This window comes from Mycobacterium sp. TH-M15 (assembly GCF_057473705.1).
Window position 1 is genome coordinate 1 of the sequence record NZ_JBYCLB010000690.1, and the last position, 10,478, is coordinate 10,478.

Sequence of the window (10,478 nt, forward strand, 5' to 3'; positions counted from 1 at the left end):
GATGTTCGCGATCGCCTACACCCGGGCGAACGTCGGCCGGCAGCTGTTGGAGGTCAACGCCGGCTTCGACCGGATCGCCCGCGACCGCGGCTTCTACTCGCACGAGCTGATCGCCGAGATCGCCCAGCGCGGCGGTGTGCGGGGCTACCCGGAGCTCCCCGAAGAGGTGCGGGCCGCCTTCCCGACCGCGGCCGAGATCGCGCCGGAATGGCACCTGCGGATGCAGGCCGCGGTGCAGCGGCACGTCGACGCCGCGGTGTCCAAGACCGTCAACCTGCCGGCCGACGCGACCGTCGAGGACGTCCGGGCCATCTACCTGGCGGCCTGGCAGGGCAAGGTCAAGGGCATCACGGTGTACCGGTACGGCAGCCGGGACGGGCAGGTGCTCAGCTACGCCGCACCGGACGCGCCGCCCACCGCCGACCTGGAATTCAGCGGCGGCTGCGGCGGCGGCCGGGTCTGCGAGTTCTGACCGGCCGGGCTTGCTTAAGCCGGCGAGTAGCCGGGCGGGTTCACCGAGTCCACCCACAGGTCGACGCCGAGGTCGCCGCCGGGCACGCAGTCGTAGACCGACAGGTCGGTGACGCCCGAGTCGACCAGCACGTCCTCGCAGAGCAGCGAGTTCCCGGTGTACTCGGTGGCCGGCCTGGTGACGACGGCGTAGGCCGCGTCGGCGTAGACGTCCGGGGTGCGGGCCCGGGCCATCGCCTCGTCGCCGCCGAGCAGGTTCTGCACCGCGGCGGTGGCGATCAGGGTGCGCGGCCACAGCGTGTTGGACGCGATCCCGTGCGAGCGCAGCTCCTCGGCCATCCCGAGCGCGCAGAGCGTCATGCCGAACTTGGCCATCATGTAGGCGGTCGGCTTGAGCCACTTGGGGTCCAGCCGGATCGGCGGCGACAAGGTCAGGATGTGCGGGTTGTCCCGGCCGATCAGGTGCGGGATGCATGCCTGCGACACCGCGTAGCTGCCGCGCACCTCGATGCCGTTCATCAGGTCGAACCGCTTCAGCGGCACCTCCAGGATCGAGCCCAGGTTGATCGCCGAGGCGTTGTTGACGCAGATATCGATCCCCCCGAATTTCTCCACCGTCTGCGCCACCGCCGCGGCCACCGAGTCGCCGTCCCGGATGTCACCGACGATCGGCAGCGCCTGCCCGCCGGCCTCCTCGATCTCGGTTGCCGCGGTGTAGACGGTGCCGGGCAGCTTGGGGTGCGGCTCGGCGGTCTTGGCGATCAGCGCGATGTTGGCGCCGTCGCGCGCCGCCCGCTTGGCGATCGCCAGCCCGATGCCGCGGCTGGCGCCGGAGATGAACATGGTTTTTCCGGAGAGCGATGCTGAGTTGGCCATAGCGGTCACCCTATGCCGACGGTGACGGCGCCGACTATGCAGCACGAAGATCGGCGACGATGGCACCGATCAACCCGATCAGGTCGCCCGGCGCCACCACCACGTCCCAACCGCGCCGGCCGGCGCTGCACGCCACCCGGTCCCAGTCCAGCGCCGAGCCGTCGACCACCGTCGGCAGCGTCGTGCGCTGCCCGAACGGTGAGATGCCGCCGAGCACGTAGCCGGTGGACCGCCGGGCGACGGCCGGGTCGGCCATGGCGGCCCGGGGCACGCCCAGGGCGGCGGCGACCGCCTTCAGCGACAGCCGCCACGGCACCGGCAGCACCGCCACCGCCAGGCCGGGCGGGGTCAGCTGCGGGCCGGCCACCACCAGCGTCTTGTACACCTGCTCGGCGACCAGGCCGGTCGGGCCGGCGGCGCCGCCGGTGAGCTGTTCCACCGCCTCAGCGCCGAACGCATGCCGACCGGAGCCGTGCGCAGCTCCTCCGTGCCGCTGCGCTCCACCTCCTCGCCGGTGCGGGTCGTGCCGGTAGCGCAGCACCTGGTGCGGCACCCCGGCCGCCACCAGGGCCGCGATCGCCGGGGTCGCCGCGCCGGTCATCGGCCCAGGTTATCGGCTCGGCGGGCGGACGCCGGAAATAGCGCCGGGGCCGGCGTTGTTGACCGGTTCATTCCGGTAATCGGGCGTCGGGTCACGCGTTGTCGGCCGCCGCCCTAGGATCGGGAAGGGAGTCCGGGTGTCAACGTCGACGAGCCTGCTGGAGACCGCGCCGCTCGGCTGGAGCGGTCGGCCTGCCGCAGCGGCCACGGAGCTGTTGGCGGGCCCCCCGACGGAAGGGATTGTGGCAATCGACATGGGCGACGGCGAGCGGGCGACCGAGGCGCAGACGTCTGCGGTGGCGCCGTCCGGTCCGGTCCGCTCCGAGGAATCCGACCAGCAGCTGACGGCCCGGTTCGAGCGCGACGCGATCCCGCTGCTGGACCAGCTCTACGGCGGCGCGCTGCGGATGACCCGCAATCCCGCCGACGCCGAGGACCTGCTGCAGGAGACCATGGTCAGGGCCTACGCCGGCTTCCGCTCATTCCGGGCGGGCACCAACCTCAAGGCGTGGCTCTATCGCATCCTGACCAACACCTACATCAACGGCTACCGCAAGAAGCAGCGCAAGCCGGCGGAGTATCCGACCGAGGAGATCACCGACTGGCAGCTGGCGGCCTCCGCCGCGCACTCGTCGACCGGCCTGCGCTCGGCCGAGGTGGAGGCGCTGGAGGCGTTGCCGGACACCGAGATCAAAGAGGCGCTGCAGGCGCTGCCCGAGGATTTCCGGATGGCGGTGTACTACGCCGACGTCGAAGGCTTCCCGTACAAGGAGATCGCCGAGATCATGGACACCCCGATCGGGACGGTGATGTCGCGGCTGCACCGCGGCCGGCGCCAACTGCGCGGCCTGCTGGCCGACGTGGCCAAGGAGCGGGGTTTCCTCCGTGGCGCGGCCACGGAGGAGGTGCCGTCATGACCGAGCGCTCGTGCGGCGCCCCCGGTCCCGACGAGTCGCCGCTGGGCATGGGCTGCGCCGAGGTGATCGCCGAGGTGTGGACGCTGCTGGACGGCGAATGCACCGCCGACGACAAGGCCCGGCTCCGCCGGCACCTGGAGGAGTGCCCCGAGTGCCTGCGACACTACGGGGTCGAGGAACGGATCAAGGCGCTGATCGCCCGCAAATGCAGCGGCGAGAAGGCCCCGGACCGCCTGCTGCAGCGGGTGCGGGTGCAGATCCGCACCACGATCATCCGTCGATAGCCGCGCTCAGGCGTTCGGCCGTTTGCCGTGGTTGGCCTTGCTGTGTTTGCGGTCGCGCTTCTTCCGGCCGCGCTTTGCCATGACTGATCCTCCTCGCACAGGTACCGGCCGACCAGTCTCCCACATCGGCCGGGGGCGGGTCACGCCACGGTCTGCCCGGTCGGTTGTGGTTCGATGGGGCGGACAGGATTGCACAGCACAGCACGGCTCAGTCGTCGTGGTGACCAGCGAGGTGGAGATGGCCGAGGACGTCCGCGCGGAGATCGTGGCCAGCGTGCTTGAGGTCATGGTTCGCGAGGGGGACCCGATCAGCGCCGGTGACACCGTGGTGCTGCTGGAGTCGATGAAGATGGAGATTCCGGTGCTGGCCGAGGAGTCCGGAACCGTCAGCAAGGTCAGCGTGTCGGTGGGCGACGTGATCCAGGCCGGTGATCTGATCGCGGTGATCGACTGACCGCCGCGGGGCGGTTCGCGCATGTCCACCCTCGGTGATCTGCTCGCGGAACACACCGCCCTGCCCGGCGACGGGGTGGACCGGCTGCACGCTGTGGTCCGGGAATGGCAGTTGCTGGCCGACCTGTCGTTCGCCGACTGCCTGATGTGGGTGCGGTGCGACGCCGATCCCGGCGACGGCCTGGTCTGCGTTGCGCAGTGCCGCCCGAACACGGCCCCTACGGTGCTGCTCAGCGATGTCGTCGGACGGGTGCTGCCGGCCGACCGGCTGCCGCTGGTGACCGTGGCATTCGACTCCGGGGCCATCGGTCGGGGGAGCACCGCCGGAGAGCACGACGTCGAAGCCGTGCCGATCCGGAACGCCGACCGGGTGGTGGCGGTGCTGACCCGGCAGACCGCGCTGGCGGCGACCCGAAAGTCCAGCCGGCTGGAGACGGCCTACCTGGACTGCGCGCAGACGCTGATGCAGATGGTCGCCGAGGGCAGCTTCCCCGACGTGGGCGACCCGGGGACGACCCGGTCCAGCCCACGGGTCGGCGACGGCTTCATCCGCCTCGACGCCCACGGCGTGGTCGGCTACGCCAGCCCGAACGCGATGTCGGCCTACCACCGGATGGGGCTGACCGCCGAGTTGGCCGGGCGGAGCCTGGTCGCGGCCACCCGGCCGCTGATCTCCGACCCGTTCGAGGCCCAGGAGTTCGCCGACCTGCTGCACGGCGCGCAGAACGCCGGTCCCGGCATGCGGCTGGAGATCGGGGCGGCCGGCGCGGTGGTGCTGGTGCGGAGCCTGCCGCTGCGGGCCGGCGGCGCCTCGGCCGGGGTCGCGGTGTTGATCCGGGACGTCACCGAGGTGAAACGCCGGGACCGCGCGCTGCTCTCCAAGGACGCCACCATCCGGGAGATCCATCACCGGGTGAAGAACAACCTGCAGACGGTGGCGGCGCTGCTGCGGCTGCAGGCCCGGCGAACCGAGAACGCCGAGGGGCGCGACGCGCTGCTCGAGTCGGTGCGGCGGGTGTCGTCGATCGCCCTGGTCCACGACGCGCTGTCGGTGTCGCTGGACGAGCAGGTCAACCTCGACGAGGTGATCGACCGGATCCTGCCGATCATGAACGACGTGGCCAGCGTGGAGCCCGCGGGGACCGCGGTGACCCCGGTCCGGGTGCAGCGGGTGGGGACGCTCGGGGTGCTCGACGCCGCCCGCGCGACCGCGCTGACCATGGTGCTCACCGAGCTGGTGCAGAACGCGATCGAGCACGCGTTCGAGCCCGGTGCCGCGGATCGGAACGTGACGATCCGCGCCGAACGGTCGGCTCGCTGGCTCGACCTGGTGGTCCGCGACAACGGGCGCGGGCTGCCGGACGGGTTCAGCCTGGAGAACTCGGATCGGTTCGGGCTGCAGATCGTCGGCACGCTGGTCTCGGCCGAGCTGAACGGCTCGCTGACCGCCGGAGACGCGCCGGGCGGGGGAACCGAGATGGTGCTGCGAATTCCGATCGGCAGCCGGCGGCCCCGTACCGCGCAGTAACCGGCCGGAAACACCGATCCCCCGGAAGACGCGGAAAACGCGGCCCCGAGGATCGGAGCCGCGTCGTCGCGGTGTTGCTCGGCCGGTGGATCAGACCCCGGTGCGGGCCCTGGTCCGGGCGTTGCGGCGCTTCAGCGTGCGCCGCTCGTCCTCGCTCATGCCGCCCCAGACGCCGGCGTCCTGGCCGGTCTCCAGCGCCCAGGTGAGGCATTCGGTGATCACCGGGCAACGGCTGCAGACCAGTTTCGCTTCAGCGATCTGGGCGAGTGCCGGGCCGCTGTTCCCCACCGGGAAGAACAACTCCGGGTCCTCGTCGCGACAGACCGCCTTGTGGCGCCAATCCATAGAACGTAACTCCTCACTCTGGGCGCAGCCGGGCGCGCACGTTTTCTTCGACTGTTAAAAGCGGGCGCAAGAAACTCACAACGGCTTGCATCCGATCGTTCGATCGTTTCACAGGCTGCCCGGATGTCAAGGGTGACCGTTACCACGTGGCCAATCTCACGTCCGAACCGGGCTGCTTCCCGCGCGTCCGTCCATTTGTACTACACTGCCCGCCGATTCGGGCGGATCTGCCGAATCGAATATTGTTTGCGCAGGTCAGCGGTGAACTCGGGCGGGTGGCGCGACGACGCTCAGCGCGTCCGGGACGGACCGGAACGTCATCGAGTCGCGCAGGCCGAGGTAGTCGCCGTCGATCTGGGTCGCGATCGGGGAGCTGGCGTCGATGCGGACCCGGGCCACGTCGTCGTTGCGGATGAGCGGTCGGCCGCGCGGGTTCGGGCGCTTGGCGAACATCTGCCCGGCTATCCGCAGGGTGGGCAGCAGCTTCAGGCTGGTCAGCGCGAAGACGCCCAGGCCGGTCTCGAACGTGCAGCCCGGGTTGGTCCAGACCGGGCGGTCGTTGGCATAGGTCCACGGCGAGGTGTTGGAGACGAACGCGAAGTGCACCCCGGGTACCGGGTCGTCGTCGCCGACCTGCATGGTCAGCGTCGGCGGGCGGCGGGTGCTGGCCAGCACGGTGCTGACCGACGTGCGGATGTAGCGGGCCGCGCTGACCGAGCGGCCCTTGTCCCGTTCCGCCTCGACCGCGGCCACCACCGCGCCGTCGGCCCCCATGCCCGCGTTCAGCACGGCCCACCGCTCACCGCAGTCGATCAGGCCGATCCGGCGCCAGCTGCGCCCACCGGGGTCGCCGTTGAGCAGGCGGATCAGCTGATTGGTCGCATCGGTCGGATCGGCGGGGATGCCCAGCGACCGGGCGAAGACGTTCGCCGAACCGCCCGGCACCACCGCGACCGCGGGCAACCGGGCCGGCGGCGGCGAGCCGGGGTGGCCGAGCAGGCCGTTGACCACGCCGTGCACGGTGCCGTCACCGCCGTGCGCGATGACCAGATCGACCCCGTCGGCGGCCGCCTTCTCGGCGATCTCGATCGCGTGCCCGCGGTGCCGGGTGTGCTCCACCGCCAGATCGAGCCGGCTCTCCAGCGCGTGGGCCAGCAGGTCCCGGCCCGCCCGGGTGGTGGACGTGGCATTGGGGTTGACGATCAGCACGGCGCGCACGAGCGACCAGTCTATGGGACGGGCCTGGTTACGCTGGCGCTGTGAACACGCCAATCCCGGTCCCCGGCGTGGTGCGCGGCGCGGGGGTGATCGTCGGGGGGCAGGGCGCCGCGGCGTTGGCGGTCGCGGTGGTGCTGGTGGTCCGCGGGCTGGCCGGCGCCGACCAGCGGGCGGTGAACGGCTTCGCCACCGCGACCTGGTTCGCCCTGGCCGGCGCCGTCGTGCTGGCCGGTTCGTGGGCGCTGCTTCGCGGCCGGCGGTGGGGGCGGGGCATCGCCGTCTTCACCAACCTGCTGCTGTTGCCGGTCGCCTGGTATCTGGGCGTCGGATCGCACCGGTGGGGGTACGGGGTCGCGGTCGGGGTGCTCGCGCTGGCGGTGCTGGCCCCGCTGTTCAGTCCGGCCGCGCTGCGCTGGGCGGCCAGCGCGGACGGCCGCGCGCCGCGCCGGCCGGCCGAATAGCCGGCACCGCTACCGAGGCACGCCCAGCGCGGTCAGCACCGTGTTGAATTTGGTTGTGGTCTCGGCGAGTTCGTCGTCGGGGTCGGATTCGGCGACGATCCCGCCGCCGGCGTGTGCGACCGCGTGCCGCCGGTCGGCGGCCACTTGGGCGCAGCGCAGCGAGACCACCCAACGGCCGTCGCCGGCCGCGTCGCACCAGCCGACCGCACCGGCGTAGAAGCCGCGGTCCCCCTCGAGTTCGGCGATCGATTCGACCGCCGCGCCGGTCGGGTATCCGCCGACCGCGGCGGTGGGGTGCAGGGCCAGCGCCAAATCCAGTGCGGTGGTGGCCGCGGTGCGCAGCTCACCGGTGATCGGCGTGCTCAGGTGCCAGACCGCGGCGGTCCCGCTCAGCTGCGGCTCGGCGGCGACGTCCAGCTCGGCGCAGAGCGGGTCGAGCGCTTCCTGCAGCTGGTCGACGACGAGCTGATGCTCGTGCCGGTTCTTGCCGGAGCCGGCCAGCGCGCGCGCATTGGCCGCGTCGGTCGCCGGGTCCGGTGAGCGCGGTGCCGACCCGGCGAACGGCCGGCAGCTCACCCGCCGACCGGTGCGGGTCACCAGCAGCTCCGGGCTGGCGCCCACCAGCGCGGCCCCGGCGTGCCGGCCGCCGGCCGCGGTCAGGTCGACCAGGTAGCCGTAGCTTCCCGGGTCGGCCGCGACCAGCCGGCGCAGCACGATCCGCAGGTCCAGCGGGGCGTCGGCGACCAGCTGCAGCCCGCGGGCGAGCACCACCTTGGACAGCGGGTTGGCCGGGTCGGCCAGCGCGTGCAGCGCACGTGCGACCCGCTCGCGGTGCTGGTCCGGCGGCGGGGTCGCCGCGGCGACCCGGACCGGCGGCAGCGGGCCGTCCGGCCAGTCCGGCAGCGAGCCGATCCGGCGCAGCCCGGGCGTGAGCATCAGCGCGGCGGCCGCGCGCAGGTCGAACGGCAACGCGCCCACCACGATCGGCGCCGCACCGGAGTGCAACGCCGCCCGCGCGGCGGCGATATCCGGACAGGCGGTGCCGGCGGCCGCGTCGGCGATCAGGGTCCCGGTCGGCCCGGACAGCACGAACGCCGGGGTGGCGGGGCTCAACTGCGCCGACCGGTCAACCCGAGCGCGAGGAGGTGCCGCATCGCGTGCTCGAAGCCGCAGACCGCGACCGATGCGGCCGTCATGCCGAACCGGGCGCCCTCGGCCAGGGGCAGTTCGAGCCAGCGGGTGATCACCGCGCGGGAGAAGTGTCCGTGCCCGACCAGCACCACGTCCCGCGTCGGCAGCTGCCGCAGCGCCGTGACGACCACCCGGTCGGCGCGGTCGCTGACCTCTCGGATGCTCTCCCCGCCGGGACAGTCGTGGGTCCAGACCAGCCAGCCGGGGTCGGTCTCCCGGATCTGCGGGGTGGTCAGGCCCTCGTAGCGGCCGTAGTCCCACTCGGCCAGATCGTCGGAGATCTCGTCGATGTGCAGCCCGGCCAGCTCGGCGGTGACCCGGGCGCGCCGGCGTGGGCTGCTGATCACCAGCGGATCGACCAGGCCGAGCCCGTCGAGCACGCCGGCCGCGTTCACCGCCGCCTGCCGACCGGCCTCGGTCAGCTCCAGCTCGGTCCGGCCGGTGTGCCGCCCGGACTTGGACCAATCGGTCTCGCCATGCCGCAGCAGCACCACCCGATGATCCTCGATCCCCACGCCGTCCGATTCTGCCCGACGCACCGCATCGCCGTCGCGGGCGGCACGCTGGCGCGTCGCCGTGCCAGGATGGCACTACCCGGGGCGGTGCGAAGGAGGGGATCCGATGCGGATATTGGCGGCGGCCAACCAGAAGGGCGGCGTGGCCAAGACGACGACGGTGGCGTCGCTGGGCGCAGCGATGGCCGAGCGGGGTCGGCGGGTGCTGCTGGTGGACCTGGATCCGCAGGGGTGCCTGACGTTCTCGCTGGGCCACGATCCGGACAAGCTGCCGGTGTCGGTGCACGAGGTGCTGCTCGGCGACGTGGAACCGGATGCGGCGCTGGCGACCACCGCGGAGGGAATGACGTTGCTGCCGGCCAACATCGACCTGGCCGGCGCCGAGGCGATGCTGCTGATGCGGGCCGGTCGCGAGTACGCGCTGCAGCGGGCGCTGGCCAAACTCGGTGCCGAGTCGAAAGACCGGTTCGACGTGGTGATCCTGGACTGCCCGCCGTCGCTCGGGGTGCTCACGCTCAACGGCCTGACCGCCGCCGACGAGGTGATCGTGCCGTTGCAGTGCGAGACGCTGGCGCACCGCGGGGTGGGGCAGTTCCTGCGCACCGTCGCCGACGTCCAACGGATCACCAACCCGAAGCTGCAGCTGCTGGGAGCGCTGCCGACGCTGTATGACGCGCGCACCACCCACACCCGGGACGTGCTGTTCGACATCGCCGACCGCTACGGCATCGCGGTGCTGGCGCCGCCGATCCCGCGCACGGTGCGCTTCGCCGAGGCCAGCGCGTCGGGGTCGTCGGTGCTGGCCGGCCGGAAGAACAAGGGCGCGATCGCCTACCGCGAGCTGGCGAGCGCGCTGCTCAAGCATTGGAAGACGGGCAAGCCGCTGCCGACGTTCACCCCGGAGGTTTAGCGGGGATCGCGAGCGCGGCGGAGTCGGGCGCTGCGGGTCCCCGCCCGGGACACCAGCTCAGCGCAGCGCGACCACCGTCTCGCCGCGCTGCTCGACCAGCACCGCGCCGGAGACCTGCGGGACCACCGTGGCCACCCCGGCGGGCCGGCTGACCGGGATGACCCGCTCCAGGTGGCCGTTCTCCGGGTGATAGACGCCGACGCCGCCGCTGACCGGGATCAGCAGCTGGTCGGCCATCGACGCGGCCGGCCCGAGCGGGACCGCCGAGCCCGGGCCGGGCACGGTGTAGCGGTAGGCCAGTGTCGTGGCGTCAAACATCACCACGCTGTCACCGGTCCACCAGCTGACCAACTCGGCCACCCGGGCGACCGGAACGGCGGTGCTCTGCGCCGACGCCGGCCGGGGCAGCAGGATGCTGGCGGTGACGGTACCCGATTCGTCGATCACCTCGACCCGGGGCTGCGGGGCGGGCAGGTACACCGCGGTGGCGGTGCCGCTGCCGTCCTGGCTGACCGCCAACACCCGGGCGCCGGAGTCGGCGGCCACCTCGGCCGGCAGATCGTCCTGCGGGACGTAGTGCAGGTCCGGCTCGTCGTCCTCTTTGGCGGACCGGATCAGCGTCAGCCGGGTGTTCGCCTGACCCGGGCAGTTCTCCAGCACCGACACCGCCGATGCTTCGGCGGCCCCGGACAGCAGCGCGCAGCCCTGG

14 protein-coding genes and 1 pseudogene are annotated in these 10,478 nt (G+C 72.4%); 7 read left to right on the forward strand and 8 right to left on the reverse strand.

The genetic code is table 11. The annotated features are described in order from the left end of the window. Positions 1–472 (forward strand): annotated as a pseudogene (locus AC2VNT_RS16920) (adenosylcobalamin-dependent ribonucleoside-diphosphate reductase); the annotation flags it as partial. 14 nt (positions 473–486) lie between these two features. On the opposite strand, the gene AC2VNT_RS16925 reads toward AC2VNT_RS16920, so the two are convergent. Both AC2VNT_RS16925 and AC2VNT_RS16930 read right to left on the reverse strand, forming a co-directional pair. Next, positions 487–1,347, reverse strand: coding sequence for an SDR family oxidoreductase (locus tag AC2VNT_RS16925; RefSeq protein ID WP_486947957.1), 861 nt, complete (start codon positions 1,345–1,347; stop codon positions 487–489). Between the two features lie 34 nt (positions 1,348–1,381). Next, positions 1,382–1,948, reverse strand: a complete 567-nt coding sequence (locus tag AC2VNT_RS16930; RefSeq protein WP_486947958.1) for an aminoacyl-tRNA deacylase — start codon at positions 1,946–1,948, stop codon at positions 1,382–1,384. A gap of 253 nt (positions 1,949–2,201) precedes the next feature. Between AC2VNT_RS16930 and AC2VNT_RS16935 the strand changes: the two genes are divergently transcribed. Then, entirely contained in the window at positions 2,202–2,864 is a 663-nt protein-coding gene (locus AC2VNT_RS16935; RefSeq protein ID WP_486947968.1) for a sigma-70 family RNA polymerase sigma factor, read from the forward strand. Continuing rightward, positions 2,861–3,148, forward strand: a complete 288-nt coding sequence (rsrA, locus tag AC2VNT_RS16940; RefSeq protein ID WP_486947959.1) for a mycothiol system anti-sigma-R factor — start codon at positions 2,861–2,863, stop codon at positions 3,146–3,148. Before AC2VNT_RS16935 ends, rsrA begins: the two co-directional genes overlap by 4 nt. A gap of 6 nt (positions 3,149–3,154) precedes the next feature. Here rsrA and AC2VNT_RS16945 read toward each other — a convergent pair whose 3' ends face one another. Next, positions 3,155–3,229, reverse strand: a complete 75-nt coding sequence (locus AC2VNT_RS16945; RefSeq protein ID WP_011728008.1) for a 50S ribosomal protein bL37 — start codon at positions 3,227–3,229, stop codon at positions 3,155–3,157. Between the two features lie 157 nt (positions 3,230–3,386). Here AC2VNT_RS16945 and AC2VNT_RS16950 point away from each other — a divergent pair, with 157 nt between their 5' ends. Both AC2VNT_RS16950 and AC2VNT_RS16955 read left to right on the forward strand, forming a co-directional pair. Further along, positions 3,387–3,602, forward strand: coding sequence for a biotin/lipoyl-binding carrier protein (locus tag AC2VNT_RS16950; RefSeq protein ID WP_486947969.1), 216 nt, complete (start codon positions 3,387–3,389; stop codon positions 3,600–3,602). A 21-nt stretch (positions 3,603–3,623) separates the two neighbouring features. Next, the gene (locus AC2VNT_RS16955) at positions 3,624–5,129 is read left to right on the forward strand and encodes a sensor histidine kinase (protein WP_486947960.1); all 1,506 of its coding nucleotides are present in this window, start codon (positions 3,624–3,626) and stop codon (positions 5,127–5,129) included. A gap of 90 nt (positions 5,130–5,219) precedes the next feature. On the opposite strand, the gene AC2VNT_RS16960 is transcribed toward AC2VNT_RS16955, so the two are convergent. Both AC2VNT_RS16960 and AC2VNT_RS16965 read right to left on the reverse strand, forming a co-directional pair. Next, positions 5,220–5,474 carry a WhiB family transcriptional regulator gene (locus AC2VNT_RS16960; RefSeq protein WP_486947961.1) on the reverse strand — a complete coding sequence of 85 codons (255 nt, stop codon included), beginning with the start codon at positions 5,472–5,474 and terminating at the stop codon, positions 5,220–5,222. Positions 5,475–5,729: 255 nt separating this feature from the next. Next, positions 5,730–6,692 (reverse strand): diacylglycerol/lipid kinase family protein, encoded by a 963-nt coding sequence (locus AC2VNT_RS16965; protein ID WP_486947962.1) that lies wholly within the window; start codon positions 6,690–6,692, stop codon positions 5,730–5,732. 41 nt (positions 6,693–6,733) lie between these two features. Here AC2VNT_RS16965 and AC2VNT_RS16970 point away from each other — a divergent pair, with 41 nt between their 5' ends. Further along, complete coding sequence (locus AC2VNT_RS16970) at positions 6,734–7,153, forward strand: hypothetical protein (RefSeq protein WP_486947963.1); 420 nt, start codon at positions 6,734–6,736, stop codon at positions 7,151–7,153. Between the two features lie 9 nt (positions 7,154–7,162). Here AC2VNT_RS16970 and AC2VNT_RS16975 read toward each other — a convergent pair whose 3' ends face one another. After that, entirely contained in the window at positions 7,163–8,266 is a 1,104-nt protein-coding gene (locus tag AC2VNT_RS16975) for an isochorismate synthase (protein ID WP_486947964.1), read from the reverse strand. Continuing rightward, positions 8,263–8,859 carry an acid phosphatase gene (locus AC2VNT_RS16980; RefSeq protein ID WP_486947965.1) on the reverse strand — a complete coding sequence of 199 codons (597 nt, stop codon included), beginning with the start codon at positions 8,857–8,859 and terminating at the stop codon, positions 8,263–8,265. The genes AC2VNT_RS16975 and AC2VNT_RS16980 overlap by 4 nt, the downstream gene beginning before the upstream one ends. Positions 8,860–8,965: 106 nt before the next feature. Between AC2VNT_RS16980 and AC2VNT_RS16985 the strand changes: the two genes are divergently transcribed. Beyond that, complete coding sequence (locus AC2VNT_RS16985) at positions 8,966–9,769, forward strand: ParA family protein (protein ID WP_486947966.1); 804 nt, start codon at positions 8,966–8,968, stop codon at positions 9,767–9,769. Positions 9,770–9,826: 57 nt separating this feature from the next. Here AC2VNT_RS16985 and AC2VNT_RS16990 read toward each other — a convergent pair. After that, a partial coding sequence (locus AC2VNT_RS16990; protein ID WP_486947967.1) for an Rv3212 family protein occupies positions 9,827–10,478 on the reverse strand: 652 nt, incomplete at its 5' end.

Bases quoted from the DNA above. Each gene is read 5' to 3' on its own strand.
- AC2VNT_RS16925 (WP_486947957.1), bottom strand. From the start codon at position 1,347: ATGGCCAACTCAGCATCGCTCTCCGGAAAAACCATGTTCATCTCCGGC.
- AC2VNT_RS16930 (WP_486947958.1), bottom strand. From the start codon at position 1,948: ATGACCGGCGCGGCGACCCCGGCGATCGCGGCCCTGGTGGCGGCCGGG.
- AC2VNT_RS16935 (WP_486947968.1), top strand. From the start codon at position 2,202: ATGGGCGACGGCGAGCGGGCGACCGAGGCGCAGACGTCTGCGGTGGCG.
- rsrA (WP_486947959.1), top strand. From the start codon at position 2,861: ATGACCGAGCGCTCGTGCGGCGCCCCCGGTCCCGACGAGTCGCCGCTG.
- AC2VNT_RS16950 (WP_486947969.1), top strand. From the start codon at position 3,387: ATGGCCGAGGACGTCCGCGCGGAGATCGTGGCCAGCGTGCTTGAGGTC.
- AC2VNT_RS16955 (WP_486947960.1), top strand. From the start codon at position 3,624: ATGTCCACCCTCGGTGATCTGCTCGCGGAACACACCGCCCTGCCCGGC.
- AC2VNT_RS16960 (WP_486947961.1), bottom strand. From the start codon at position 5,474: ATGGATTGGCGCCACAAGGCGGTCTGTCGCGACGAGGACCCGGAGTTG.
- AC2VNT_RS16985 (WP_486947966.1), top strand. From the start codon at position 8,966: ATGCGGATATTGGCGGCGGCCAACCAGAAGGGCGGCGTGGCCAAGACG.